Here is a 25,220-nt window from a genome sequence, read left to right on the forward strand (position 1 = left end):
TATTCGTGAGGATCAGTTCGTCGAGCCCTGCTGTCTCCACGGGTTGCTCAGCCGCGCCGCAGCCTCCACCAGGGCGGTCCCGACGGTGGCTATGCGCAGGTCCTCGGCCTGATCGGCGGGCATGGCCGCTCCGAGCCCGAGCGGCGGATCGCCCGGCGTCCAGGCGGGGAGCGCCACCGCGATGCCGGTGACGCCGAGAGTGCCGTGCCCCCGGTCGACCGCGAATCCGCGTGTCCGCACCTGTTCCAGCTCGGCCCGGACATCGGCCTCGGTGACCTCGCTGCCGTCGGCGGCACTCCGGGCGGGGACGGCGGAGCCGAGGATCGCGTCCAGCTCCTCGTCGGGGAGCGCGGCCAGGAGGGCGTGTCCCGTGGCCGTGAAGACGGCGGGCAGGCGCGAGCCCAGCGGCGTGCCGAACCGGTACGGCGCCCGGCCCTCGTGACGCGCGAGGTAGAGGGTATGGGCACCGTCGAGCATGGCGATCTGGACCAGCTCGCGGTGCAGCGTGGGGGACGCCGCGATCACCGGGAAGAACTCGCGGACCTGGTTGAACTGCAGCGCGTAGGCGCCGCCGATCTCCGCCGTCCGCCGGCCCAGGGCGAAGCCGCCGGGCACGCGCCGGATCATGTCTCCGTCCTCCAGAGCCTGGCAGAGGTTGGTGCACGAGGACTTCGCGATGCCCAGCCCGCGCGCGAGCTCGCTGAGGCTCATGGCCGGCGCGTCGGATTCCGCGAGCAGCGTGAGAATGCCCAGTGCGCGGGTGACGGCGGGCGCCGGTGCGCGCGTGCCCTCGGGATCGGTCATCAGTAGAACTCCACGGTGTCGACGGTGTTGGCCATCGGCGCCCCGTCGAGCAGCGCCGTGGCGTTGCGCGCGAACAGCCGGGCGATCCGCGTCGATTCCTGACGGCTCAGCGCGGCCGTGTGCGGGCTCGCCAGGACGTTCGGGTGGTGCCACAGCGCACTGTCGGACGGCAGCGGCTCGGTGGCGAAGACGTCCAGCGCGGCGAAGCCGATCCGCCCCTCGTTCAGGGCCGTGAGCAGCGCGTCCTCGTCGATGACGGTGCCGCGGCCGACGTTGGTGAGCAGAGTGCCGGGCCGCACGGCGGCGAACAGGTCCGCGCCGATCAGCTTCTCGGTGGCCGCGGTGCCCGGCAGGGTCACGACGATCGCGTCCACCTCGCCCGCGGCCGCGACGATGTCGTCGAGGGGGACGATCCGGTCGACGTTGTCCACGGGGCGGCCGCTGCGGGAGGTGCCCCACACCGTCGACCCGCAGGCCTTGAACCGGGCCGCGGTCGCCGCGCCGATCCCGCCGAGTCCCACGATGAGGACGGTCATCTCGTCGAGGTGGCGCATCTCCCACCGGGCGGGCCACTGCTTGGCGGCCTGATCGGACTCCAGTCGGCGCAGGTTCTTCGCTCCCGCGAGGATTCCGAACAGCGCGAACTCGGCCAGCGTCGAGCCGTGCACCCCGGCGCTGGTGGTGAACGCGACCCGCGTGAGCTCCGCTTCGTCGAGCCCGGCGGCGCGGACCTGCCCGCCGCCGCCCGCAGCGGTAGTGTGCACCCAGCGCAGCGCGGGGTTGGCGCGGACGGTCGCGGCGAGCCGTGCGGGCTGCACGTCGGGGATGCCGAAGAGCGCGTCGGCGCCGGCGAGCAGCGAGTCGTACGCGGCCTGCTGAGCGGGCGTGCGGGTGAAGGCCGGGTCACCCTCCCAATCCGCGTCCCACCGGGCCGGGCGGTACAGCGTGTGATCACGGAGCAATTCGACGCGGGGCTCGAGGCGCTCGATCAGCCGGCAGTCGGATTCGGGCAGGTCGACGGCCAGGGCGACGCGCAAGAGCTTCGATGTGGTGGTCATGGGCCGAGTGTAGAAGATCGGCCAATATATCGAACGGCATTCGTTAGGCTGGACGAATGGAACAGGCTGCGCACATCGCCGTCGGCGTCATCGGACTCGGAGCCATGGGCGCGCCCATGGCTCGGCACCTCGCCCGTGCACACGGCGCCGTCCACATCGCCGCGCGGCGGCCCCGCCCGGACCTGGTGGCCGACGGCGCCGTCCAGCACGACGACCCGGCGGGAGTGGCCGCGGCGGCCGATGTCGTGCTGTTGATGCTGCCCGATCTCCCGGAGATCGAGGAGGTGCTTGCGGGCGAGCGCGGACTCCTCGTGGGTGATCGTCCACTCCTCCTCCTGATCGGCTCCACGTCCTCGGCACCGGGAGTGCGAGCGCTCGCGGACCGTCTGGACCGGGAGACCGCCGGCCGGGTCCGGGTCGTGGACGCGCCGGTCTCCGGTGGCGACGACGGCGCGATCGCCGGGACCCTGTCGATCATGATGGGCGGCACCGAACAGGACTGCGCCCGCGCCGCGGAAGTCCTCGCGCCCTGCGGCACTCCGGTCCGGTTGGGTCCCTTGGGCGCCGGAGAGGTCGCCAAGGCGTGCAACCAGCTGGTCGTCGCGGCGACCATCGCCGCGCTGGGGGAGGCGACGGTGCTCGCGGAACGCTCCGGCATCGACCTCGCCGCGATGTGGGATCTGCTGGGCGGTGGCTACGCCTCGTCCCGCCTCCTGGCGACCCGCAAGGACAAGCTCGTCACGGGGGATGACGCACCGTCGGGCATGGCGAAATACCTCGCGAAGGACCTCCGCTCCGCCACCGAGGTCGCGCGCGCCACCGGCACCGAGGCGATGTTGCTGCCCGCGCTGCTCGCCGAGTTCGAGGAGATCGTCGAAACGGGCCTGGGAGAGCGGGACATGGCGGTCACCCGCAGATTCATCGCCGAGCGGGGGCGCGCACCGATCACTCCCGAGTGAACCGCGACTCACTCGGGTCCGTTAGTGTCCCAGAGCATGACCACTTCGCCCGAATCATCGTCGACCTCGGAAGAGGGTGAGGAGCTCACCCGCGCGCTGAGCAACCGCCACATCCAACTCATCGCGATCGGCGGTGCGATCGGCACCGGCCTGTTCATGGGCTCCGGCAAGACGATCTCCGTCGCCGGACCGTCGGTGATCGTCGTGTACATGGTGATCGGCTTCATGCTGTACTTCGTCATGCGCGCGATGGGCGAGCTGCTGCTCAGCCGCACCGGCTACCGCAACTTCTCCGATTTCGCGGGCGACCTGCTCGGACCGTGGGCCGCGCACTTCACCGGGTGGACCTATTGGTTCTGCTGGGTGGTGACCGCGGTCGCCGACGTGGTGGTGATCGCCTCGGTGTACATCACCTTCTGGGCCAAGGACATTCCGCCCTGGATCCCCGCGGTGGTCGTGATCGTGCTGCTCATCGGCCTCAACCTGCCGACGGTGCGCGCCTTCGGCGAGACCGAGTTCTGGTTCGCCATGATCAAGATCGTCGCGATCGTCGCGCTGATCATCGCGGGCGCGGTGCTCATCATCACCGGGTTCGAGCACGACGGCGCGCGCGCCTCGCTGACCAACCTGTGGGAGCACGGCGGGATGTTCCCGCAGGGCTTCATGGGCTTCGTCGCCGGCTTCCAGATCGCCGTCTTCGCCTTCGTGGGCATCGAACTCGTCGGCACCGCCGCGGCCGAGACCAAGAACCCCGAGAAGAACCTGCCGCGTGCGATCAACGCGATCCCCATCCGCATCCTGCTGTTCTACGTGGGCTCGCTGATCGTGCTCATGTCCGTGGTGCCGTGGGACCGGTTCAGCAAGGACGAGTCGCCGTTCGTCATGCTCTTCTCGCTCGCGGGACTCGGCGCCGCCGCGCATCTCGTGAACGCGGTCGTGCTGACCTCCGCGATGTCGTCGGCGAACTCGGGCATCTACTCCACCTCGCGCATGGTCTACGGCCTCGCGACCGAGGGTGACGCGCCGAAGATGTTCGCGAAGCTGTCCAGCCGCAAGGTGCCCGCGAACGCGCTCTTCCTCACCGCGGTGATGCTGTTGTCCTCGGTGGTGCTGCTGGCCTTCGGCCTCGACAAGTCCGCGGGCTTCACCGTGGTCACCACGGTCTCGTCGCTGTGCTTCATGTTCGTCTGGACGATCATCCTCGTCAGTTATCTGGTGTATCGCGCGCGCCGCCCGCAGTTGCACGCCGAGAGCGCCTTCACGATGCCGCTCGGCACGGTGATGCCGTGGATCGTGTTCGCGTTCTTCGTGTTCCTGCTCTGGGCCTTCACCCGCGAGACCGACACCCTGCAGGCGATGCTCGTCACGCCGATCTGGTTCGTCATCGTCGGCGTCGCGTACCTGGCGATCCGGCGGACGCCGGAGCACCGTCGGGCACGGGAGGCGTTCGCAGAGCGCCGAGCGGACGAGAAGGTGCGGGCCGCGCAGTGGCGGGCCGAGCAGCACTGATCAGTCCTGCTCGGTGAGCATCGGTGCATCGGGCCCCAGCGGCCGGTGCAGGAGTTTGCCCCGTGTGACGGCGTCGCGCCCGTAACGGGTGCGCAGGGAGTCGAGCGCGAGGTCGAGGTCGGTGTCGTGCTCGCCACCGTCGAAGGGCAGCGCGAGTTGCACCGCGCCGTGGTTCTCCAGGTTCGCCAGCGAGAGCCCGATGAGCGTGCAGCCGCGCTCCCGGACGAGCGGCATCGCCTCGTCGAGCAGCCCGCGCGCGGTGGCGAGCACGACGGCCGTCTGATCGGTGGGCTCGCGCAGCGAGCGGGACCGGGTGACGGACGCGAAATCGTCGAACCGGAGCCGTAGTTCGACGGTGCGCGTGACCCGCCCCGCGGCGCGCAGGCGCTCGCCGAGCCGGTCGACGATCGCGAGCGCGGTGGCCTCGATCTCGGACTCCGACTTCATTCGGCGACCGAGCGCGCGTTGCGCGCCGATCGACTTGCGGCGCCGACCGGTGTCGATCCGGCGCGGATCGTGCGCCATCGACAGCGCGTAGAGGTGCCGCGCCGTGCCCCGGCCGAGGAGCGTGGCCAGGCGGGGCTCGCCCAGCTCCGCGATCTGCCCGACGGTGCCGATGCCCATCTCGAGCAGGCGCGCCTCGGTCTTCGGGCCGACGCCCCACAGCCGCCGAACCGGCAGCGGGTGCAGGAACTGCAGCTCCGTGCCGGGCGGAACGTGGAGCAGACCGTCGGGCTTGCCGACAGCGCTGGCCACTTTGGCGAGGAACTTGCTGCGCGCCACCCCGACGGTGATGGGGAGGCCGACCTCGGCCTTGACCCGCTCGCGGAGGCGCTGGGCGATCTGGACCGGCGTGCCGTCGATGCGGTGGAGGCCGGCCACGTCGAGGAAGGCCTCGTCCACGGAGAGACCCTCGACCAGCGGCGTGATGTCCCGGAACACCTCGAAGACCCGCTTGCTGGCCTCCATGTACGCGTCGAACCGCGGCGGCATGGTGATGGCGAACGGGGCGAGCGCCAGCGCCTCGCGGTGCGGCATGGGCGAGCGCACGCCCTTGGCCTTCGCCTCGTAGCTGGCCGCCAGCACGACGTCCGACCCGACCAGCACGGGGCGGCCGCGGAGCCACGGATGGTCGCGTTGCTCGACAGAGGCGTAGAACGAGTCCAGGTCGGCGTGGAGGATCGTGGCCTCCGCGCGTCGTGCCTGGTCGATGGACATGTGGACGAGTATCCGTGATGTCACTGACAGGTTCTGGTGGACGAACTGACTCTGGAGTAATCTTACCGACAAGTCAGTTGCCGAGCGACTCGTGAAGGAGTCAGCTGTGAATACCTACCTGATCACCGGCGCCACAGGTTTCCTGGGCCGGCGCATCGTTCCCCTGCTGCTGGAGCGCGACCCCGATGCAGTGGTGCACCTGTTGGTGCGGCCGTCGTCGGCGTCGAAGCTCGACGACTGGAGGGCCCGCTGGGGCGAGCGCGTCGTGCCGCTGCTGGGTGACCTCGCCGCCCCGGGCCTCGGGCTCGACGGTGCGCCTCCTGCGGCCGACGCCGTGCTCCATCTCGGTGCGGTGTACGACATGTCCGCGAGCGTGCAGGCCAACGAGCGGGTCAACGTCGAGGGGACCCGCGCGGTGATCGAGCTGGCGCGGAGCATCGGCGCGGAGCTGCATCACGTCTCGTCCGTCGCGGTGGCCGGCGATCACAGGGGCGCCTTCGGGGAGGACGATTTCGATCTGGGACAGGGCTTCCCGTCGCCGTACCACCGCACCAAGTTCGAGTCCGAGAAGCTGGTCCGCGAGGCGGACGACGTGCGGTGGCGCATCTACCGGCCGGCGATCGTGGTGGGCGACTCGCAGACCGGCGAGATGGACAAGATCGACGGTCCGTACTACTTCTTCCCGATCTTCGACACGCTGCGGCACGTGCCGTCGGTGTTCCCGATGGTATTGCCCGACACCGGCGACACCAACGTGGTGCCCGTCGACTACGTGGCGGAGGCGCTCGTCGAGCTCATGCTCCGGGCCGACGGGACCGGCCGGGTCTATCACCTGGTGAACCCGGAGCCGCAGAGCGTGCTGGAGCTGTACCGCGCGATCGCCCGGCCCGCGGGAGCACCGCCCGCCGTCGGCCGGATCCCGCGCCGCGCCGTGGATTCGGCGATCAGGCTGAGTGGCTCGGGGCGCACCGGGGTCCTGCGCGACACCGTGCTCAAGCAGCGCGGTATCCCGCCCCGCGCGTTCGAGAACCTCGGCTTCACCGCCCGCTACACCTCCGAGGCTACCCGGGACGCACTGGCGGGCACCGGGATCGACGTGCCCGAGCTGCGGGACTACGGGCCCCGGCTGTTCGCGTACTGGCGCGAGCAGCTCGACCCCGCCCGCCTGCGGCGGCGCGACCCGATCGCCGGGCGGCACGTGGTGATCACCGGCGCCTCGGCGGGCATCGGCCGCGAGGCGGCGCGCACGCTGGCCGATCGCGGGGCGCGGGTGATCCTGCTGGCCCGCAACGAGGTCGAGCTCACGGCCGCGGTCGATGAGATCGTCGCCGCCGGCGGCGAAGCCGCCGCGTACGTGTGCGACGTGACCGACGGCGACGCGGTGGATCGCACTGTCGCGCGGATCCTCGACGAGCACGGCCACGTCGACTACCTCGTCAACAACGCGGGACGATCTATACGGCGGTCCGTGCGGGCCTCTGTCGACCGGTTCCACGACTACGAGCGAACAATGGACGTCAACTACTTCGGCGCCGTTCGGATGACGCTGGCGCTGCTCCCGCACATGCGGGAGCGCGGGTTCGGGCACGTGGTCAACGTCTCGAGCATCGGTGTCTCCGCGCGCGGCCCGCGGTTCTCGGCGTACGTCGCGAGCAAGGCGGCGCTCGACGCCTTCACCGACGTCGCCGCGACCGAAACCCTCACCGACCACGTCACGTTCACCAACGTCCACATGCCGCTGGTCCGGACGGCCATGATCGCCCCGACCGAGGCCTACGACGGTGCGCGCGCCATCAGCCCGGAGCACGCCGCCCGGATCATCGTGCGCGCCATCGTGCGCCGACCCACGCGGATCGACACCCCGCTCGGGGCGCTCGGGGCGCTGGGGCGGACGTTCACGCCCCGGACCACCCGTCGCCTGTTGCACCAGGAGTACCTGGCCTCCGCGGACTCCGCGGCGGCGAAGGGCGCCACCGCGAATTGAACACCGTTATGGAGATTCCCACCTGCGATTATTCTCTCCATAACGGTGTTCAATCGAGAGGGGCGCGGCGATGGCGGAGCTGAACGGGCGGAGGGTCGCGGTGACGGGCGGCGGCTCGGGGATCGGTGCGGCGACGTGCCGGTTGCTCGCCGCGCGCGGGGCGCGGGTCTGGATCGGCGACCGCGACGAGGCCGCCGCTCAGGCCGTCGCCGAGTCGATCCGCTCCGCCGGCGGGCGGGCCGAGTCCCTGCGGCTCGATGTGACCGACGAGGGGTCGTTCGAGGAGTTCCTCGCCGCCGCTGAGGCCGACGGTCCGCTCGACGCCCTCGTGAACAACGCGGGCGTGATGTGGGTGGGGTCGTTCGTCGACGAGGGCGCGGCGTCGATCCAGCGGCAGGTCGCGGTGAACCTGGTCGGTCCGATCCTCGGTACGCGGTTGGCGGCACGCCGGATGCTCCCGCGGCGCAGCGGGCACATCGTGACCGTGGCGTCGGCGGCGTCGAAGCTCAGCCCCGCCGGCGAGGCCACCTACAGCGCCACCAAGTACGGGATCTACGGCTACCTCCGCGCCGTGCGCCGCGAGTTGCGGGGCAGCGGTGTGGAACTGAGCGTCGTCATGCCCGCGGTCGTCGATACTGCGCTCGCCGCCGGGACCACGACAGGGGCCGCGGCGATGCTCACTCCGGAGCGGATCGCCGCGGCCATCGCCGACACTCTCGCCAGTCCGCGGTTCGAGGTGCACGTGCCGCGCACGGTCGGGCTACTGCACCGCCTGCAGACCCTCTCGCCGCAACCCGTGCGGGACCTGCTCGACCGCTTCCTCGTTCCGGACCAGGTGCGCTCCGCCGACCGCGCCGTGCGCGCGGACTACGAACGGGGCGCCGTCGGCGACTCCGACAGCCCGAGGTAGTCGCGCACCGCCTCGACACCGGATGTCTCCAGGCGCCACGGCGAACGCACGAAATCCTGGGCCGGCATACGTAGTCGGACCATGTTCTCGACCACGCCGGGCCGCGTGACGATGCGTTCGACGCCGTTCTCGCGGTAGCCGAGAGCGCGGGACACCCCGTTCGACGATGCGTTCCACTCCGCGGCCGCCGAGGTGGCCCACTCGGCTCCGAGCTGATCGAACGCGAAAGTCAGGACGGCGGACCGCATCTCGGTGCCGATACCGCGTCCGTGGAACCGCCGGCTCAGCCACGATCCGGTCTCGACGGAGCGCAGCTCCGCGAACCGCTGGGCGGCGACGTGCTGGGTGCCGATCGGGACGCCGTCGTGCAGCACGGCGAAGGCGAACTCCCAGTCCTCGGGCGCGAACCGGGCGCGCAGCGACCAGTGGTACTGGGCGAGCAGCGTCGGCGCCACGTCAGGAGCGCGATCGGTCCACGGGGTCCGGAAGGGCATCACCGTCGGATCGTGGATGCCGTCGGCGACCGCCGCAGCGAGGTGCGGGAGGTCCTCGTCACGGACCACGCGCAGCGTCAGCCGCGGGGTGCGAAGGCGCAGCCCGAACGGTGGCCAGACATCGGCGAGATCCATGGCGGCACGGTAGCAATGGTGCGGGACCCGGTGACAGTGGTTTTCGTCCGTCACAGCCAGCGGTAGCGGACCTCGGGCCGGCCGCGGCCGCCGTACTCGGTGATCCGCTCGCACAGTCTGTCGTCGGCGAGACGCTCCAGGTAGCGCCACGCGGTCACGCGCGACATCCCGGTGCGAGCCGCCACGTCGGCTGCGCCGAGCGGCGAATCGGCGTGTCGCAGGGCGGAGGTCACGGCCTCCAGGGTCGACGGTGCCAGCCCCTTCGGTGCCGTCGTCTCCGAGGGGGCCTCGCGCAGGGCCGCGAAGGCCGCGTCGACCTCGCGCTGCCCGACGTCCTCGCCGCTGAGGGCGTCGCGGAAGGACAGATAGCGGTTCAGCCGGTCCGCGAACGCGGCGAAGGTGAAGGGCTTGATCAGATAGAGGATCGCACCGCTGGCCATGGCCCCGCGGACCGTCGCGATATCGCGCGCCGAGGTGATCACGATGACGTCCGGCCGCGGGCGGAGGCCCGCGAGGTCGGCGGCCAGCTCGAGGCCGCTGCGATCGGGGAGACCGACGTCGGCGAGCACCAGGTCGACGGGCGGGCTGGCGACGGCGGACCGTCGGACCTCGCTCAGCGCGGCGACGGCCGTGCCGACCACCCCGACGACCTCGAATCCCGCGACGCGCCGTACGTATTCGGCGTGCGCGCGGGCGATCTGCGGCTCGTCGTCCACGACGAGGACGCGCACCGTCATCGCTCACCTCCCGGTAGCCGCACCGTCACCGTCGACGGTGTCCGGCCCGACTCGATCCTGCCACCCGCCTGGCGCACCACCTGGTCGACCAGTGCGAGTCCGAGTCCGCCGCCGTGCAGGCGCTCGCCGCGGTCCTTCGTGGAGTACCCGCGCGTCCGCGCACGGCCGAACTCATCGGCGGACATGCCCGGGCCGCTGTCGGCGACGGTCAGGTCCCACGATCCGTCGCGGCCGGTGGCCGCGGACAGCTCCACCCAGCCACCCGGGCCCGCGGCGTCGATGGCGTTGTCCACGAGGTTCCCCAGGAGCGTGAGGAGTTGGACGTCGGGCAGGGGCGCGGCGGAGAGGTCCGTTCCCTCGGCGACGGTGAGCTCGACGTCGAGGGCACCGGCAGCGGCGGTCTTCGCGACGAGGAGTGCGACGGCGGACGGGGCCGCCTCGCCCGCGAGTCGATCGACGAGGCCCTGGGACGCACTGCGGTCGGCGATGGCGAGCTGCGCCGCCGAATCCTGCTCTCCCAATTCGATCATGGTGACCACCGAGTGCAGGCGGTTGGCGTGCTCGTGCGCCTGCGCGCTGAGTGCGTCGGCCAGCGAGCGGGCGGTGTCGAGCTCGCCCAGCACGGTCTGCAGCTCGGTGCGGTCGCGCACGGTGAGGACGGTGCCCAGCGGACCGGTCGGCCCGGTGACGGGGCGGCGGTTCACCAGAAGGACGCGGCTGCCGGTCACGTGCAGCTCGTCGGTGAGGTCGTCGGCGCCGCGTAGCGAGGGCGGCAGGTCCCGCTGATGCACGTCGCCGTCGGGGAGCGCCAGGAGTCGCCGGGCCTCGTCGTTGACCACCTGCGCGGGACCGCCGGGGGAGTCCGCGTCGAAGACGATCAGCCCCTCCGAGAGGGTGTGCAGCACGGCGTCGTGGTGCTCGTACAGACCGCGCAGGTCGTGGGCGGACAGGCCCAGGGTCTGCCGCCGCAGTCGTCGCTCGGCCAGGGCGGACAGCGCCACGAGCAGGAGCAGTGCGGCGGCGACCACCGCGAGGATGCGGGGCAGCGCCGCGCGGACCTGGTCCCCGAGACGCGCCCGGGTCACTCCGGCGGAGACCAGCCCGACGACGGTGCCGGACGCATCGTGCACGGGCGTGATCGTGCGGATCGACGGGCCGAGGCTGCCGGCGTAGGTCTCCGTGAAGGTCTCCCCGGCGAGCGCAGGGGCGATGGTCCCCGTGTACTCGCCGCCGATCTGCGCCGGGTCGGCGTGGCTCAGGCGCGTGCGGTCGGGGCGCATCACGACGACGAAGTCGAGCTTGCCGAGCCGACCGATCTGCTGGGCGACGGGCTGCATCGTCGCCGGGCCGTCGGGCGCGGCGAGGGCCGCCACCGTCGACGGCGACGCGGCGAGGGCAACGGCGGCCGCACGGGTCTGCTCGCGCGCGGTGCGGTCACCGTCGTCCCGCGCCTGGGCGATGACCAGCCAGGACGCCCCGGCGGCGATCGTCAGCAGGATCGCCACCTGGGCCAGGAAGGACTGGGCGGCGACGCTGCGGGCTCTGTTCCTCACACCAGAACGTTTACACAATGAACACAAGCTGTGCCGCAGGTCACAATTCTCGCAGGATTTCTCTCGTTCGGTCTACGACAAACAGGAGGACCACCGTGACGGCAATCGACGGGGCGGCGCCGGCCGCCCGGACGAAACGCGACCGCACCCACTGGCTCTACATCGCCGTGATCGTCGCGGTGGTCGCGGGCGTGATCGTGGGCCTGGTGGCGCCCGGCCTCGGCAAGGACCTCAAGCCGCTCGGCGACATCTTCGTCAGCCTGATCAAGATGATGATCAGCCCGGTCATCTTCTGCACCATCGTGCTCGGCATCGGCTCGGTGCGCGCGGCGGCGAGCGTGGGGAAGATCGGCGGGCTCGCGCTCGGCTACTTCATCGCGATGTCGACCCTGGCCCTCGGCGTGGGCATTGTGGTGGGCAACCTGCTCAAGCCCGGCACGGGCCTCGGGATCCATCCCGATCCTGCGGTCGGCGCCAAGTACGCCGATCAGGCGCACGCGGCCGGTGGCACCTGGGGCTTCGTCCAGGGGATCGTCCCCGAGACGCTGTTCTCGGCCCTGACCGCGGGCAGCGTGCTGCAGGCCCTGTTCGTCGCGCTGCTCGTGGGTTTCGCGCTCCAGGCGATGGGGCCGGCGGGCGAGCCCGCGGTGCGTGCGATCGCCGTGCTGCAGAAGTTGGTCTTCCGCGTACTCGTGATGGTGCTGTGGCTGGCACCCGTGGGCGCCTTCGGCGCCATGGCGGCCGTGGTCGGCGCGACGGGCTTCGACGCGGTGATCCAGCTCGGCTGGCTGATGCTGGCCTTCTACATCACCTGCGCGCTCTTCGTTTTCGTGATCCTGGGGTCACTGCTGCGCCTCGTCACCGGGCTGTCGGTGTTCAAGCTCGCCCGCTACCTCGGCCGCGAGTACCTGCTCATCGTGGCGACCAGCTCCAGCGAGTCGGCGCTGCCCCGGTTGATCGCGAAGATGGAGCACGCCGGAGTCGAGAAGACCACGGTCGGCATCGTCGTGCCCACCGGCTACTCGTTCAATCTCGACGGCACCGCCATCTACCTCACGATGGCCTCGCTGTTCATCGCCGACGCGATGGGCTCGCCGTTGAACTACGCCGAGCAGTTCTCGCTGCTGCTGTTCATGATGATCGCGTCCAAGGGTGCGGCCGGCGTCACCGGCGCCGGGCTGGCGACGCTCGCCGGCGGCCTGCAGAGCCACCGCCCGGACCTCCTCGGCGGCGTCGGCGTCATCGTCGGCATCGACCGGTTCATGTCCGAGGCCCGAGCGCTCACCAACTTCTCCGGCAACGCGATCGCGACCCTGCTCGTCGGGAAGTGGACGCACACCGTCGATCTCGCGCAGACCCACCGTGTGCTCGATCGGCAGGCCCCCTTCGACGAGGCGACGATGGTCGACGACCACGGCGCACCGTCGGACCCCGCCCCGGCGGCGGCCGCCCACTGACCCTGCCCCGATCGAACACCGTTGCTACCCGCCGCCACCTGCGGATTCGCCGGGTAGTAACGGTGTTCAATCGGGTGCGGGAGCTAGGACGGCTGCAGCCGGTGCGCCAGATCCTTCGCGGAGTTCTCATCGAAGCCGCCGCTGAGCTGGACCTGGCCGCCGGTGATCGGACTGTTGATCGCAGGGGCGGAGAGGACGCGGCCGCCGAGCGCGATCGCCACCTGCTTGCCCACATTGCGCGCGGTGAGCTCGGTGAAGGCCTTGGCGTCGGCATCGGAGAGCTCGACGTTGACTACCCACTGTCCTTGATTCTGTGGCACGCCGGCACTTGCGCGCTTGACCGGCGAGTGCGTGACGGAGGGCTGCAGCTCGTAGAGGGTGTCGCCGGCGCTGTTGCACATCCGGGCCGCGACCGCGCCGTCGGGAACGCCACTGGGGCACTGGTTCGGAGTGGTCGGGGTCGCGTTCGTGACGAGCCGGATCTGCGGCACCTGCGGCGCGGGCGCCGGATCGCCGGCCGCGGTCCCCTGGCATGCCGAGAGCGCCATCGCCGTGGTGACTATTGCGATGGTCCCGAGTCCAGCACGTCCTGTTCCCATGGGTCCGAGCGTACGTCGCCCGTCAAGACCCGAAGGCGGCGCGGACCGAGTCCTCGGTGAGGCCGTAGTCCGCCAACGAATACGTGTGGTTCGGGCGGCGCGCACCGGATCGGCTGGCATCGTGCATCGCCGACATCGCCTGTCGCGCATCGTCGGTCAGTTCCAGGCCGAAACTCCCGTAGATGGTCCCGACGGTGCCGAGGGGATCGGCCACGAGGTCGCGGTAGTCCACGTCCACGAACTGGGCGCCGCGGCCGGCGGCGGTGTGCCGGGAGCGGGACTCGTCGAAGGCCGCGAGGCCACGGGACCAGGTGTCGAGCTGGTCGGCGCCGATCGTGGCACCGGTGAAGGCCGTCGACCAGCCCTCGGTGGCGTGCTCGGCGAGCGAGCAGACCGACGCGATGATCGTCTCCGCGGGCCGGTGGCACTGCACGATGAGCGCGTCGGGATACGCCTCGAGCACGGCGTCGAGCGCGAACAGGTGGCTGGGATTCTTGAGCACCCACCGCTTCTCGGGGTCGTTCATGCCGATCAGCTGCAGGTTCCGGCGGTGCCGACGGTACGCGGCGGTCCAGTCGTGCCCGGCCAGCCAGGCCGCGTAGGACGGCACGTGGGCGAGACACTCGTACGACACCGACTGCACCGACTGGCGCAGCAGCTGCCAGCACTCCTCGACCTCGGCGGCCGACATGTAGTGCAGCCCCATGAATTCGGGGTGCTCCTCGTGGTGCTGTGCGTACTGCTCGTCGAGCATGGAAAAGATCGGGTTCTCCGCCCAGGTCTCCCGCGGCGGCCGCGGCTGCGGCACCTCGGCCAGCCACATCTGCAGCCCCTGGTTGCCGGGGTCGGCGTCGAGCAGGCGGTGCAGCGCCGTGGTGCCGGACCGCGGCAGGCCGGTGACGAAGATCGGCCGCTCGACCGGGGTCTCGGCGGATTCCGGGTTCGCGGCGAACGCTGCCTCGCTGATCAGCCGCGCCGAGAGCGCACCGCGCAGGAACACCCGCGAGATCTTCGACCCGAACTCGGTGAGAGAGGCCTCGTCGCGGTAGGCGTCGAGCAGGACCTGCAGGGCCTCGCGGTACCCATCCGACGGGTCGCCGAAGTCGCTGAGGCCGGTGCGGCGCATCGCCGACTCGTGCAGGTCGTCGACCGTGCCGACGCCGGGGTTTCGGGTGGCGCTAGACATGGAACTCTCCGCAGTTGACGTCGAGCGTCTGGCCGGTGATGCCGGACGCGGTGGGGGAGGCGAGGAACAGCACGGCCGAGGCCACCTCGTCCTCGGTGGGCAGGCGTCGCAGGTCGGAGTTCTTCGCCGCGTCGGCGTAGTCCTCCTCGACGGTGACGCCCTTGGTGCTCGCGCGGTACTCGAAGTAGGCCTTGAGCGTGTCGCCCCAGATCCAGCCCGGCACCACGGAATTGATGCGAACGCCCTCGGGGCCGAGTTCCGTGGCGAGTGACTGCGCGAGCGCGAGCTGCGCCGTCTTGCCCGCCTTGTAGCCGCCGTACCGCAGGTCCGAGTGGCGGATCACCATGGAGTTGACGTTGACCACGGCGCCGCCGCCGTCCGCGGAGGCCGCGGCGAGGTCCTCGCGGAAGGCGAGGGTGGTGCGCAGCGCGCCGAGCGCCATGAGGTTCACGCTCTCGAGGATGTGCGCGGGATCGGTCTTCGCGAGCCGCTGCATCGAGGGGTAGGTGAAGGCGTTGTTGACCACGGCGTCGACCCGCCCGAAGCGGTCGCGGACCTGCGCGGCCAGGGCGGCGAGGGACGCCTCGTCGGTGATGTCGGCGGCGAGGGGGACGGCACCGTCGACCTGTGCGGCGAGGGCCTCGAGGCGTTCGACGTTCCGGGCCACCACGACGACCCGCGATCCCTCGGCGGCGAACCGTCGGGCCAGGGTGGCGCCCAGCGCCGGTCCCGCGCCGGCGATGACGACGACCCGCTCCTGCAATCCGAACCCGGGCATCAGCCGACCATCCTCTCTCCGACGAGCCGCGCTCGGTCGGCGATCCGGGCCCGCCAGGCGTCCGGCGAGATCGTGTTGTCGGCGTGGAAGGGCAGGTGCTGCGCGACCTCGGCGAGGGACACCACCTGCGCCGTCGGACCATCGGTGGCCGCGAGCGGTGCGTCGGTGCGCTGCCACCGGAACTGCAGGTATCCCCGACGGTGCCCGAGCGTCTCGATCCAGTTGGTGACGCCGGGATCGTTCTCGGACACCACGATCCGGATCATGCCGTCCGGATCGACCTGCGCCTGGCTGCCGTTGAGCGAGGTCTGGTGATGGATGTAGTCGAGCGAGATGTACCAGAGGCTGCCGAGCTGGAAGCCCAGGTACGGCGCGTCGCCCCGCGGAACGGTGATGACGAGCGCCTGGTCGTCGGCGAGGTCGTAGTGGCCCACCGAGGAGAACTGGGTGGCCAGGCCGCCGGGCGTGAGCCGCGGGGCCGTCAGCGTGTTCACCGGCAGCGGGTCGTAGAACCACTTGGGGAACTGCAGCCACGTCTTCACGCGGTTCACCAGCTGCTTGCCGGCGGCGGCGTAGCGCTTGGCCATGAGCTCGGCGGTGACCGGATCCGGGGCGGTGCCCGCGGTATCGGTCCGGGCGATCGCGAAGGTGCTGCGCTGCGCCGACCAGTCGTCGAACACCTCGCGGATCACCAACTGCGCCTTTCCCGGAGGGAGTCGGTAGTAGTCGGGGCCCGGTTCGCCCGGGCCGAACCGGACCTCGAACCGCCCGTCGGCGTCGACGGTCAGCTCGCGGTCGTCGAAGGCGACGGTGCTCGCGGGCACGTTGTCGTCGGTGTACTCGCCGCCGCCGAGTACCTGGAAGCTGATGTCGGCGGTGGTGCCGCGGCGCCCCGTGATCATGTACTCGTGGGCACCGTCGACGCGCGCGCCGAAGTACATCGTGTCCGGGTTGTCGAGGCCCATCTTGGTGAACGGCCCCGTGCCGCTGAGCAGGAACGGGTGATCCTTGTCGAAGTGGATGGCCCCGTGCACGCAGGCGGCCACGCCCTGCGCCAGGTACTGCAGCCCCTCGAGCAGGTCCGCCTCCGTCTCGATGTGCGGGGCCGCGGCCACGAGAGACTCGGCCTCCGTGATCGCCGCCGTGAGCGGTTCGCTGTACATCCCACCTCCGATAGTGGTACAAATATGGACCAATGCGGTAGAACCTGTTTCAGACCGTAGGCGGACCGATCGTCGAGTGTCAAGGAGTGCGGATGACGGATGTGGAGCAGGCGCCGGAGGATGCCGCGCCCGCGGCCGGGCGCACGTCGCCGCCCGCGGGCCGCGTGGTCGCGGTCCTGGAGTTCCTGGCCCGGCACGAGAAGGAGCGCTTCGGTCTCTCCGAGCTGGCCCGGCGGGTTGGTCTGAGCAAGCCGACCTGCCTCGGGATCGCGACGACCCTGGTCGAGGCCGGTTATCTGCTGCGCGACGAGCGGGACAAGACCTACCGGCTCGGGCCCGCGCTGATCCCGCTGGGCCGGGCGGCCCGCACCTCGCTGCGCGCTGACCCCGCGGGCGGCGACATCCTGGCCGGCCTCTGGGAGGCGTTCGGGCATCCGGTCTCGCTCTCCGGCGTCGTCGGGGACCGGGTGACGGTGCTCGACGTGGCCGTCGACCCGGGGCGCCCGGCGATGGTCAAGGTCGGCGACAGCTATCCGTTCACGCCGCCGATCGGGCTGATGTACGTGCTCTGGGACCGGACGGGTCGGCTCGAACGCTGGCTCGCCCGGGATCGGATCCGGGCCGACGGTGACCGGCTCGCGCGGGTCATCGAGGCGTGCCGGGCGGACGGCTACCTCGTGGAACTTCTTACCCCTGCGGGCCAGCAGCTGTACCGCCTTATGGCCGGCGTCCCGGGCGACATCCCTGCGGAGCTGCGGGCCCTGCTCGGCGAGGTGGTCGCCGGCATCGGCGACCGCGTCCATCTGCGCGGCGAGGCGGATGCGCCGGGGGAGACCCGGAACGTCAGCGTGATCTCCGCGCCCGTCTACGACGCCGACGGCGCACAGGCGATGGTCGCGAGCCTCTACGTGAGCGACGAGCTCGACGGGCGCGCGATCGACGAGCGCGCCTCGGCGCTGATCGCCGCCGCCGACAGGGTGACGGTCCGAATCGGGGGTCGCAAGCCGGGGCGGTGAGTCGGGGTGATGATCCGGGCGATACGGGTGTGAAGACCGGAGCGCTGGGCAATCCGGGTGTGAAGAACCCCTGCCGCAGGCAATCCGGGTGTGAACAGCCCTGGCGGCGGGCAAACCGGGTGTGAGCGCCCGACAACACCCGGATTGCGCGGGTACACCCTGCACGCCGGGTGTACCCGCGCAGAACTGGTGTGTTGGAACCCGCGGAGCATCAGATCGGGTGTGAACAGCGCCGCCGGTCGGCGTTCCGGGTGTGAAGACCGGAGCGTCTGCGCATCCGAATCGGGGGTCGCAAGCCGGGGCGTTGACAGGGCGCGAGAACGCGTTCTACTCTCCGAGTATCACAAATGGACCGAATTGGTCCAAATATGAACCGGAGGAGCGATGTCGTCACCGACGCCCACGACCGCCCGCGGCGCGGCAGACACCGACGTGCCGCCCGAGGCGGTGGATCACCTGCGACGTCTCGAGGCGGAGGCCGTCCACATCTTCCGCGAGGTGGCCGCCACCTTCGAGCATCCCGTGTTGCTCTTCTCGGGCGGCAAGGACTCGGTGGTCATGCTGCACCTCGCGGCGAAGGCCTTCTGGCCGGCCGCGATCCCCTTCCCGGTCATGCACATCGACACGGGTCACAACTTCGACGAGGTGCTCGCCTTCCGGGACGTGATGGCCGAGCGGATGGGGCTGCGCCTCGTGATCGGCAGTGTGCAGGACGACATCGACTCCGGTGCCGTCGTGGAGCCGACGGGGCCCGGGGCCACCCGCAACCGGCTGCAGACCGCGACCCTGCTGCGCAGCATCGCCGAGCACGGGTTCGACGCCGCGTTCGGCGGCGCGCGCCGCGACGAGGACAAGGCGCGGGCGAAGGAACGGATCTTCAGCTTCCGGGATCGCTTCGGGCAGTGGGATCCCCGAGCCCAGCGGCCCGAACTGTGGAACATCTTCAACGGCCTGCACGCCAAGGGGGAGCACATCCGCGTGTTCCCGCTCTCGAACTGGACCGAGCTCGACATCTGGCAGTACATCGCCGCCGAGTCGATCGACCTGCCCCCGCTGTACTACGCGCACGAGCGTGAAGTGCTCGAGCGCGACGGGATGCTGCTCTCGACGGGGCCGCTCGTCGAGGTTCTGCCCGGCGAGACGCCAGAGGTCCGGACCGTGCGGTTCCGCACCGTCGGCGATGCGACGTGCACCGGCGCCGTCGAATCCCTCGCCGCCACCCCCGGGGCCGTCGTCGCCGAGGTGGCCGCGACCCGGATCACCGAGCGCGGCGCCACCCGCGCCGACGACCGGATCTCCGAGGCCGGGATGGAAGACCGCAAGAAGGAGGGCTACTTCTGATGAATGCGCGAATTCTGGTGACTGGCTCCGTGGTCGCGGAGACCGGAGAGGGGTACTTCTGATGGAGATCCTGCGCATCGCGACGGCTGGCAGTGTGGACGACGGCAAGTCCACGCTCATCGGGCGCCTGCTCTACGAATCGAAATCCGTTCTGGAGGACCAGCTCAGCGCCGTCGAGGCGACGACGCGGGCCCGCGGCGAGGAGGGCGTGGACCTCGCGCTGCTCACCGACGGCCTGCGGGCGGAGCGGGAACAGGGCATCACGATCGACGTGGCCCACCGCTACTTCGCCACGGCCGCACGCAAGTTCATCCTCGCCGACACCCCCGGACACGAGCAGTACACGCGCAACATGGTGACCGGCGCGTCGACCGCCGACGTGGCGCTGATCCTCGTCGACGCCCGGCACGGGCTCACCCGGCAGTCCCGCCGGCACACCTTCCTCACCTCGCTGCTGGGCGTGGAGCACGTGGTGCTGTGCGTGAACAAGATGGACCTCGTCGACTGGGACCGCGGCCGGTTCGACGCGATCCGCGCCGAGTTCGCCGAGTTCGCCGCCAAGCTCGAGGTGCACGACGTGGAGGCCATCCCGGTCTCGGCCCTCCTGGGCGACAACGTGACCGAGCGTTCGCCGAACACCCCCTGGTACGACGGGCCGTCGCTGCTCTACCACCTGGAGAACGTGCACGTGGTCAGCGACCGCAACCTCATCGACGCGCGCCTGCCCGTGCAGTACGTGATCCGCCCCCGCGACAGCGACTTCCGGGGCGTGGCCGGCACCGTCGCCTCCGGGGCGTTCGCCGTCGGCGACGAGGTGGTGGCGCTCCCGTCGGGCTTCACCACGACGGTGGCCGAGCTCTACCGGCCCGGCGGCGCGGCCGCGGACCGCCTCGAGGCGGGCGAGGCCGCGTGCGTGCGCCTGGCCGACCACCTCGACGTGGGCCGCGGGGACGTGCTGTGCCGGCCCGCGAACCGGCCCCAGACGGCGACCGACCTCGACACCACGATCTGCTGGTTCTCCGACACCGCGCGACTGACCGCGGGCGCGGAGTACCGGATGCTGCACGCGCACTCCTCGGACCTCGTGCGGGTGGAGGCGCTCGACTACCGGCTCGACACCAGTACGCTGCACCGCGACCAGGACGCGGCCGAGCTCGGGCTCAACGACATCGGCCGCGTGCAGCTGATCGCGCGCCGGCCCGTGCTGTTCGACCCCTACCGCCGGGGCCGCACCATGGGCAGCTTCGTGCTGGTGCACCCGCAGACGAACGAGACCGTGGCCGCGGGGATGATCTCGGGGCCGACGCTCAAGGCCAGCGCCGTGGTCTGGCACGGCGCGGCCGTGACGCGCGAGGAGCGCGCGACCCGCGGCGGCACCGTCTGGCTGACGGGGCTGTCGGCGTCGGGCAAGTCGACGGTGGCGTGCGAACTCGAGCGGCTCCTCGTGGCCCGGGGGATCCCCGCCTACCGGCTCGACGGCGACAACCTGCGGCACGGCCTCAACGCCGACCTCGGCTTCTCCGCCGCGGACCGCGCCGAGAACGTGCGCCGGGTGGGCGCCGTCGCGCAGCTGCTCGCGGACGCGGGCACCGTCGCCATCGCGTCGCTGATCAGCCCCTACCGGGAGGACCGTGATCGGATCCGTGCCCAGCACGAGGAGGCGGGCCTGCCCTTCGTGGAGGTCTTCGTGGACACGCCCATCGACCTCTGCGCCGAACGCGACCCCAAGGGCATGTACGCGAAGGCACGGGCGGGTGAGATCGCCGACTTCACCGGCGTGAGCGCGCCGTACGAGGCGCCGGAGCGGCCCGAACTGGTGCTGCGGCCGGAGGACGGGGAGCCCGCGGAACAGGCGCTGGTGGTGCTCGATCGCTGGCTGAAACTCCGGCCGTGAATCACCCGTCTAAACTGGGCTGGTGCACGTAGACACGGTGACCCACGCCGCCTCCACGCCCGATGTCGACCAGCCGTACCGCGAGCTCGGACTCAAGGACGACGAGTACCAGCGGATCCGCGAGATCCTCGGTCGCCGCCCCACCGACGCCGAGCTCGCCATGTACTCGGTGATGTGGTCCGAGCACTGCTCCTACAAGAGCTCCAAGGTGCACCTGCGCTACTTCGGCGAGACCACCACCGACGAGATGCGCTCGACCATGCTCGCGGGCATCGGCGAGAACGCGGGCGTCGTGGACATCGGCGACGGCTGGGCCGTGACCTTCAAGGTCGAGTCGCACAACCACCCGTCGTACGTGGAGCCCTACCAGGGCGCCGCGACCGGCGTCGGCGGCATCGTCCGCGACATCATGGCCATGGGCGCGCGCCCCATCGCCGTCATGGATCAGCTGCGCTTCGGCCCGGCCGACGCGCCGGACACCCGTCGCGTGCTCGACGGGGTGGTGCGCGGCGTCGGCGGCTACGGCAACTCCCTGGGCCTGCCCAACGTGGGCGGCGAGACCGTCTTCGACGCCTCGTACGCCGGCAACCCACTGGTCAACGCACTGTGCGCCGGCGTGCTGCGCACCGAGGACCTGCACCTGGCCTTCGCCTCCGGCAAGGGCAACAAGATCATCCTGTTCGGTGCCCGTACCGGCCTCGACGGCATCGGCGGCGTCTCCGTCCTCGCCTCCGAGAGCTTCGACGCGGACGAGAAGCCCAAGAAACTGCCGTCGGTGCAGGTGGGCGACCCGTTCATGGAGAAGGTGCTCATCGAGTGCTGCCTGGACCTCTACCGCGAGAAGCTCGTCGTCGGCATCCAGGACCTCGGCGGAGCGGGCCTGTCCTGCGCCACCTCCGAGCTGGCCGCGGCCGGCGACGGCGGCATGTTCATCGACCTCGACCAGGTCGCCTGCCGCGCGCAGGGCATGAGCGCCGCGGAGATCCTCTCGTCCGAGTCGCAGGAGCGCATGTGCGCCGTGGTGACCCCGGAGAACGTCGACGCCTTCATGGCCGTCTGCGCCAAGTGGGACGTGCTCGCCACCGTGATCGGCGAGGTCACCGACGGTGAGCACCTCGTCATCGCGTGGAACGGCGAGACCGTCGTCGACGCCCCCGCCCGCACCATCGCCCACGACGGTCCGGTGTACGAGCGCCCCGTCGAGCGTCCCGCGTTCATGGACGCGCTCATCGCCGACACCACCGCCGGCCTGCGCCGCCCCGCCTCCGACGACGAGCTGCGCGCCACCGCGCTGAAGCTGCTCGCCTCGCCGGCGCTGTGCTCCCGCCGATTCATCACCGAGCAGTACGACCGCTACGTGCGCGGCAACACCGTGCTCGCCGAGCACGCCGATGGCGGCGTCATCCGCATCGACGAGAGCACGCAGCGCGGCATCGCGCTGTCCACCGACGCGTCGGGCCGCTACACCTACCTCGACCCGTACGAGGGCGGCCGGCTCGCGCTCGCCGAGGCCTACCGCAACGTCGCCGTCACCGGCGCCACGCCGAAGGCCGTCACCGACTGCCTCAACTTCGGCTCGCCGGAGGATCCGGGCGTGATGTGGCAGTTCCAGCAGGCCGTGCACGGCATCGCCGACGGCTGCGTTGAGCTCGGCATCCCCGTGACCGGCGGCAATGTCAGCTTCTACAACCAGACCGGCTCCACCGCGATCCTGCCCACGCCCGTCATCGGCGTGCTCGGCGTGATCGACGACGTGCGGCGCCGCATCCCGACGGGGCTCGGCACGGAGCCCGGCGAGACGCTCTACCTGCTCGGCGACACCCGCGACGAGTTCGACGGCTCGATCTGGGCGCAGGTCGAGCACGACCACCTCGGAGGCGTGCCGCCGAAGGTGGACCTGCAGCGCGAGAAGCTGCTGGCGGACGTGCTCACCGCCGCGTCGCGAGACGGCCTCGTCTCCGCCGCGCACGACCTCTCCGAGGGCGGCCTGTGGCAGGCCGTGGTCGAGGGCGCCCTCGCGGGCGAGACCGGCTGCCGCCTGCTGCTGCCCGAGGGATCGGACGCGTTCGTGCAGCTGTTCTCGGAGTCGGCGGGCCGCGTGCTCGTGGCCGTGCCGCGCACCGAGGAGACCCGGTTCGCCGCGATGTGCACCGCCCGGGAGCTGCCGGCCGTCCGCATCGGCGTGGTCGACCAGGGCAGCGACTCGGTTGAGGTCCAGGGCCGGTTCACCGTGACGCTGGCCGACCTGCGCGCCGCGCACGAGGGCACCCTGCCCGCACTGTTCGGCTGATGGCGGCACCGTCGGGCGAGAACACGGAAGCGGCCGTGCCCGCCGGTCCCGGCCTGCACGCGGGCCTGCGCGCCCGGCACCTGATCATGATGAGCCTCGGCTCCGCGATCGGCGCCGGGCTGTTCGTGGGCTCCGGCAAGGGCATCGCGGCCGCCGGGCCGGCGGTGCTCATCGCCTACGCGGTGGCGGGCCTCGTCGTGATCGCCGTGATGCGGATGCTCGGCGAGATGGTCGCGGCGGACCCGAATCCCGGAGCGTTCTCGCACTACGCCGGGCGGGCGCTGGGCCCCGGGGCGGGCTTCGCGGTCGGCTGGCTGTGGTGGGTACAGCTCTGCCTCGTCGTGGCCGCCGAGGCCGTCGCCGCCGCGGCGATCCTGAACGGGCTCCTGCCCGGCGGGCCGCCGGTGTGGTTGTGGGCGTTGATCTTCATGGTCGCGCTGACCGGGCTGAATCTGGCCGGGGTCCGCGGGTTCGGCGAGTTCGAGTTCTGGTTCTCGCTCATCAAGGTCGTGTTCGTGGGCCTCTTCCTCGTCGTCGGGGTGGGGTTCCTCCTGGGCTGGACCTCGGCGCCGACGCCCGGGTTGAGCAACCTGTCGGACTTCGCGCCGCACGGCATCAGCGGGGTCGTCGCGGCCCTGCTCGTGGTCGCCTTCGCCTTCGGCGGCATCGAGATCGTGGCCGTCGCGGCGGCCGAGACGCAGGACCCGGAGCGCACCGTCGGGCGGGCGATCCGCGCCACGGTGTGGCGGATCCTCATCTTCTACGTGGGCAGCGTGGCCGTCATCCTGCTGGCCCTGCCGTGGAGCGATCCCGCAGTCGCCGAGAAGCCCTTCGTCGCCGTGCTCGATGTCGCGGGGCTGCCGGCCGTGGGCACGACGCTCGGCGCGGTCATCGTGATCGCGCTGCTCAGCTCGCTCAACGCGAACCTCTACGGCAGCTCGCGGATGCTCTACTCCCTGGCCGAGCGCGGCATGGCACCCGCCGCCGCGGGGCGGGCGAACTCCTCGGGCGTCCCCGTCCTCGCGGTGCTCGCGAGTTCCGCGATCGGCTTCCTGGCGGTGCCCGCGACGTACATCTGGGGCTCCGAGGTGCTGGACCGCCTGCTGGCCGTCGTCGGGTCCACGCTCATCGTCACCTGGCTCGCGACCATCGCCTCGCAGATCGTGCTGCGCCGCCGCGCCGAGCGCGACGGCACCCGGCTGCCGCTGAAGATGTGGGCCTACCCGTACCTGTCGTGGGCAGTGCTCGTGGTGCTGCTGGGCATCGTCGTGCTGGCCGTGCTCAACGACGATGTCCGGGAACAGGTCCTCTCGACCGCCGTCGTGGTGCTCGTGCTCTGGGGCGTCGGGACGCTGCACGCCCGCAGGTCGTCGCCCGACGGTGCCGGGGTCGGCTCGCCCGGTCGGCGCTAGTCCGCGCGGCGTTCGTCGTCGGCCGTGCGCTCGCCGCCGGGGTGCTCGTCGGCCAGGCGCCGGCGAGCGCGGGTCATCGAGGCCTCCGCCGCGTCGAGGCGACGCGCGCCGTGACCGACGGCGAGGGCGACGGCCATGCTGCCCGCGACAGCGTCCAGCGCCTCGGGACCGAGGAGGCCTGCCATCCCCAGCATCGCGACGCCGTGGGCGCTCGCCCACGCCTCGCCCGCCCGGACCCCGGTCGTGGCGGCGTCGGCGTCGGGATACGCGCGCTCCACCCGGCGCAGCATGGCGCCGAACGAGCGACTGCCCTCGGGAGTCTCGGCGGGCGCCGCGTGCTGCAGCAGCTCCGCGCGCTGGCCGGCGGCCCACTCGGGTGAGGTGTACTGGAACATCAGGCTGTACAGGTGCAGGTGCCCGGCGGCGAAGCGCAGGTAGAGCAGGTACTGCAGGTACAGGTCGGACAGGGGGTCCTCGGTCTCGCCCACCGACTCCATGAGATCGGCGAACTCGCCGAAGCCGCGCTCCCGGACCGCCGCCGCCACCGCGCCGACGCTGCCGAAGCGGGTGTACACGGCCATCGTGGACACCCCGGCCTCGGCCGCGAGGCGGCGCACCGTCAGCTTGTCCACGCCCTCCTCGTCGACGATGCGGTGAGCGATCGAGAGCAGCTTCTCCTGGAGGTCCGCTCGGTCGGCGGGGGGTTGCACGTCGTCCATAACG

Annotated in this window: 21 protein-coding genes; 10 read left to right on the plus strand and 11 right to left on the minus strand. The window is 71.3% G+C overall.

Annotation, left to right across the window (positions count from 1 at the left end):
• Positions 1–12: 12 nt before the first annotated feature.
• Together AXK60_RS17115 and AXK60_RS17120 are read right to left on the minus strand one after the other, a co-directional pair.
• On the minus strand, positions 13–804 hold the full coding sequence (locus AXK60_RS17115) for an IclR family transcriptional regulator (RefSeq protein ID WP_068572968.1): 792 nt from the start codon (positions 802–804) through the stop codon (positions 13–15).
• Positions 804–1,862 carry a D-2-hydroxyacid dehydrogenase gene (locus AXK60_RS17120; RefSeq protein ID WP_068572970.1) on the minus strand — a complete coding sequence of 353 codons (1,059 nt, stop codon included), beginning with the start codon at positions 1,860–1,862 and terminating at the stop codon, positions 804–806. Before AXK60_RS17120 ends, AXK60_RS17115 begins: the two co-directional genes overlap by 1 nt.
• A 56-nt stretch (positions 1,863–1,918) precedes the next feature.
• Between AXK60_RS17120 and AXK60_RS17125 the strand changes: the two genes are divergently transcribed.
• Positions 1,919–2,821: an NAD(P)-dependent oxidoreductase gene (locus tag AXK60_RS17125; protein ID WP_068572972.1), complete on the plus strand. Its 903-nt coding sequence runs from the start codon at positions 1,919–1,921 to the stop codon at positions 2,819–2,821.
• A gap of 36 nt (positions 2,822–2,857) precedes the next feature.
• Positions 2,858–4,330 carry an amino acid permease gene (locus AXK60_RS17130; protein WP_068572974.1) on the plus strand — a complete coding sequence of 491 codons (1,473 nt, stop codon included), beginning with the start codon at positions 2,858–2,860 and terminating at the stop codon, positions 4,328–4,330.
• On the opposite strand, the gene dinB is transcribed toward AXK60_RS17130, so the two are convergent.
• Complete coding sequence (gene dinB / locus AXK60_RS17135) at positions 4,331–5,548, minus strand: DNA polymerase IV (protein ID WP_068572976.1); 1,218 nt, start codon at positions 5,546–5,548, stop codon at positions 4,331–4,333.
• Positions 5,549–5,654: 106 nt separating this feature from the next.
• Between dinB and AXK60_RS17140 the strand changes: the two genes are divergently transcribed.
• Both AXK60_RS17140 and AXK60_RS17145 read left to right on the plus strand, forming a co-directional pair.
• Complete coding sequence (locus AXK60_RS17140; RefSeq protein ID WP_068572978.1) at positions 5,655–7,532, plus strand: SDR family oxidoreductase; 1,878 nt, start codon at positions 5,655–5,657, stop codon at positions 7,530–7,532.
• A gap of 70 nt (positions 7,533–7,602) precedes the next feature.
• A complete protein-coding gene (locus AXK60_RS17145) occupies positions 7,603–8,442 on the plus strand; it encodes an SDR family oxidoreductase (protein WP_068572980.1) in 840 nt (279 codons plus the stop codon).
• Here AXK60_RS17145 and AXK60_RS17150 read toward each other — a convergent pair.
• From AXK60_RS17150 to AXK60_RS17160, 3 genes are read right to left on the minus strand one after another with little or no spacing between them, the layout of a single operon-like run.
• On the minus strand, positions 8,400–9,071 hold the full coding sequence (locus AXK60_RS17150) for a GNAT family N-acetyltransferase (protein ID WP_068572981.1): 672 nt from the start codon (positions 9,069–9,071) through the stop codon (positions 8,400–8,402). The genes AXK60_RS17145 and AXK60_RS17150 overlap by 43 nt on opposite strands.
• A gap of 50 nt (positions 9,072–9,121) precedes the next feature.
• A complete protein-coding gene (locus AXK60_RS17155; RefSeq protein WP_068572984.1) occupies positions 9,122–9,808 on the minus strand; it encodes a response regulator in 687 nt (228 codons plus the stop codon).
• Complete coding sequence (locus AXK60_RS17160) at positions 9,805–11,361, minus strand: sensor histidine kinase (protein WP_068572985.1); 1,557 nt, start codon at positions 11,359–11,361, stop codon at positions 9,805–9,807. The genes AXK60_RS17155 and AXK60_RS17160 overlap by 4 nt, the downstream gene beginning before the upstream one ends.
• A 95-nt stretch (positions 11,362–11,456) precedes the next feature.
• Here AXK60_RS17160 and AXK60_RS17165 point away from each other — a divergent pair, with 95 nt between their 5' ends.
• A complete protein-coding gene (locus tag AXK60_RS17165) occupies positions 11,457–12,818 on the plus strand; it encodes a cation:dicarboxylate symporter family transporter (protein WP_068572987.1) in 1,362 nt (453 codons plus the stop codon).
• Positions 12,819–12,901: 83 nt separating this feature from the next.
• Here AXK60_RS17165 and AXK60_RS17170 read toward each other — a convergent pair whose 3' ends face one another.
• The 4 genes from AXK60_RS17170 to AXK60_RS17185 are packed head-to-tail and all read right to left on the minus strand — an operon-like array spanning position 12,902 to position 16,544.
• The gene (locus AXK60_RS17170) at positions 12,902–13,417 is read right to left on the minus strand and encodes a SecDF P1 head subdomain-containing protein (protein WP_139058020.1); all 516 of its coding nucleotides are present in this window, start codon (positions 13,415–13,417) and stop codon (positions 12,902–12,904) included.
• Between the two features lie 22 nt (positions 13,418–13,439).
• Positions 13,440–14,603: a sulfotransferase family protein gene (locus AXK60_RS17175; protein ID WP_068572991.1), complete on the minus strand. Its 1,164-nt coding sequence runs from the start codon at positions 14,601–14,603 to the stop codon at positions 13,440–13,442.
• Positions 14,596–15,381: an SDR family oxidoreductase gene (locus AXK60_RS17180; protein WP_068572993.1), complete on the minus strand. Its 786-nt coding sequence runs from the start codon at positions 15,379–15,381 to the stop codon at positions 14,596–14,598. Before AXK60_RS17180 ends, AXK60_RS17175 begins: the two co-directional genes overlap by 8 nt.
• Positions 15,381–16,544, minus strand: a complete 1,164-nt coding sequence (locus AXK60_RS17185; protein WP_068572995.1) for a DUF1214 domain-containing protein — start codon at positions 16,542–16,544, stop codon at positions 15,381–15,383. The genes AXK60_RS17180 and AXK60_RS17185 overlap by 1 nt, the downstream gene beginning before the upstream one ends.
• A gap of 92 nt (positions 16,545–16,636) precedes the next feature.
• On the opposite strand from AXK60_RS17185, the gene AXK60_RS17190 reads away from it, so the two are divergent.
• The 5 genes from AXK60_RS17190 to AXK60_RS17210 all read left to right on the plus strand — a co-directional run bounded on the left by AXK60_RS17190 (position 16,637) and on the right by AXK60_RS17210 (position 24,497).
• A complete protein-coding gene (locus tag AXK60_RS17190; RefSeq protein ID WP_068572996.1) occupies positions 16,637–17,560 on the plus strand; it encodes an IclR family transcriptional regulator in 924 nt (307 codons plus the stop codon).
• Between the two features lie 384 nt (positions 17,561–17,944).
• Positions 17,945–18,901: a sulfate adenylyltransferase subunit CysD gene (gene cysD, locus AXK60_RS17195; protein ID WP_082778088.1), complete on the plus strand. Its 957-nt coding sequence runs from the start codon at positions 17,945–17,947 to the stop codon at positions 18,899–18,901.
• A gap of 61 nt (positions 18,902–18,962) precedes the next feature.
• Positions 18,963–20,795, plus strand: a complete 1,833-nt coding sequence (gene cysC, locus AXK60_RS17200) for an adenylyl-sulfate kinase (protein WP_068572998.1) — start codon at positions 18,963–18,965, stop codon at positions 20,793–20,795.
• Positions 20,796–20,817: 22 nt separating this feature from the next.
• Complete coding sequence (purL, locus tag AXK60_RS17205) at positions 20,818–23,085, plus strand: phosphoribosylformylglycinamidine synthase subunit PurL (protein ID WP_175400058.1); 2,268 nt, start codon at positions 20,818–20,820, stop codon at positions 23,083–23,085.
• Positions 23,085–24,497, plus strand: coding sequence for an amino acid permease (locus tag AXK60_RS17210; RefSeq protein WP_068573002.1), 1,413 nt, complete (start codon positions 23,085–23,087; stop codon positions 24,495–24,497). The genes purL and AXK60_RS17210 overlap by 1 nt, the downstream gene beginning before the upstream one ends.
• Here AXK60_RS17210 and AXK60_RS17215 read toward each other — a convergent pair.
• A complete protein-coding gene (locus AXK60_RS17215; protein WP_068573003.1) occupies positions 24,494–25,216 on the minus strand; it encodes a TetR/AcrR family transcriptional regulator in 723 nt (240 codons plus the stop codon). The two genes, AXK60_RS17210 and AXK60_RS17215, sit on opposite strands and share 4 nt — an antisense overlap.
• Positions 25,217–25,220: the final 4 nt, after the last annotated feature.

The sequence above is a fragment of the Tsukamurella pseudospumae genome (assembly GCF_001575195.1).
GTDB lineage: Bacteria > Actinomycetota > Actinomycetes > Mycobacteriales > Mycobacteriaceae > Tsukamurella > Tsukamurella pseudospumae.

What these genes read in the sequence shown, in the direction of transcription:
- AXK60_RS17145 (WP_068572980.1), top strand. Translation starts at nt 7,603, where the DNA reads ATGGCGGAGCTGAACGGGCGGAGGGTCGCGGTGACGGGCGGCGGCTCG.
- AXK60_RS17150 (WP_068572981.1), bottom strand. Translation starts at nt 9,071, where the DNA reads ATGGATCTCGCCGATGTCTGGCCACCGTTCGGGCTGCGCCTTCGCACC.
- cysD (WP_082778088.1), top strand. Translation starts at nt 17,945, where the DNA reads ATGTCGTCACCGACGCCCACGACCGCCCGCGGCGCGGCAGACACCGAC.
- AXK60_RS17190 (WP_068572996.1), top strand. Translation starts at nt 16,637, where the DNA reads ATGACGGATGTGGAGCAGGCGCCGGAGGATGCCGCGCCCGCGGCCGGG.
- AXK60_RS17125 (WP_068572972.1), top strand. Translation starts at nt 1,919, where the DNA reads ATGGAACAGGCTGCGCACATCGCCGTCGGCGTCATCGGACTCGGAGCC.
- AXK60_RS17155 (WP_068572984.1), bottom strand. Translation starts at nt 9,808, where the DNA reads ATGACGGTGCGCGTCCTCGTCGTGGACGACGAGCCGCAGATCGCCCGC.
- dinB (WP_068572976.1), bottom strand. Translation starts at nt 5,548, where the DNA reads ATGTCCATCGACCAGGCACGACGCGCGGAGGCCACGATCCTCCACGCC.
- AXK60_RS17175 (WP_068572991.1), bottom strand. Translation starts at nt 14,603, where the DNA reads ATGTCTAGCGCCACCCGAAACCCCGGCGTCGGCACGGTCGACGACCTG.
- AXK60_RS17210 (WP_068573002.1), top strand. Translation starts at nt 23,085, where the DNA reads ATGGCGGCACCGTCGGGCGAGAACACGGAAGCGGCCGTGCCCGCCGGT.
- AXK60_RS17215 (WP_068573003.1), bottom strand. Translation starts at nt 25,216, where the DNA reads ATGGACGACGTGCAACCCCCCGCCGACCGAGCGGACCTCCAGGAGAAG.
- cysC (WP_068572998.1), top strand. Translation starts at nt 18,963, where the DNA reads ATGGAGATCCTGCGCATCGCGACGGCTGGCAGTGTGGACGACGGCAAG.
- AXK60_RS17180 (WP_068572993.1), bottom strand. Translation starts at nt 15,381, where the DNA reads ATGCCCGGGTTCGGATTGCAGGAGCGGGTCGTCGTCATCGCCGGCGCG.
- AXK60_RS17130 (WP_068572974.1), top strand. Translation starts at nt 2,858, where the DNA reads ATGACCACTTCGCCCGAATCATCGTCGACCTCGGAAGAGGGTGAGGAG.
- AXK60_RS17185 (WP_068572995.1), bottom strand. Translation starts at nt 16,544, where the DNA reads ATGTACAGCGAACCGCTCACGGCGGCGATCACGGAGGCCGAGTCTCTC.
- AXK60_RS17115 (WP_068572968.1), bottom strand. Translation starts at nt 804, where the DNA reads ATGACCGATCCCGAGGGCACGCGCGCACCGGCGCCCGCCGTCACCCGC.
- AXK60_RS17170 (WP_139058020.1), bottom strand. Translation starts at nt 13,417, where the DNA reads ATGGGAACAGGACGTGCTGGACTCGGGACCATCGCAATAGTCACCACG.
- AXK60_RS17120 (WP_068572970.1), bottom strand. Translation starts at nt 1,862, where the DNA reads ATGACCACCACATCGAAGCTCTTGCGCGTCGCCCTGGCCGTCGACCTG.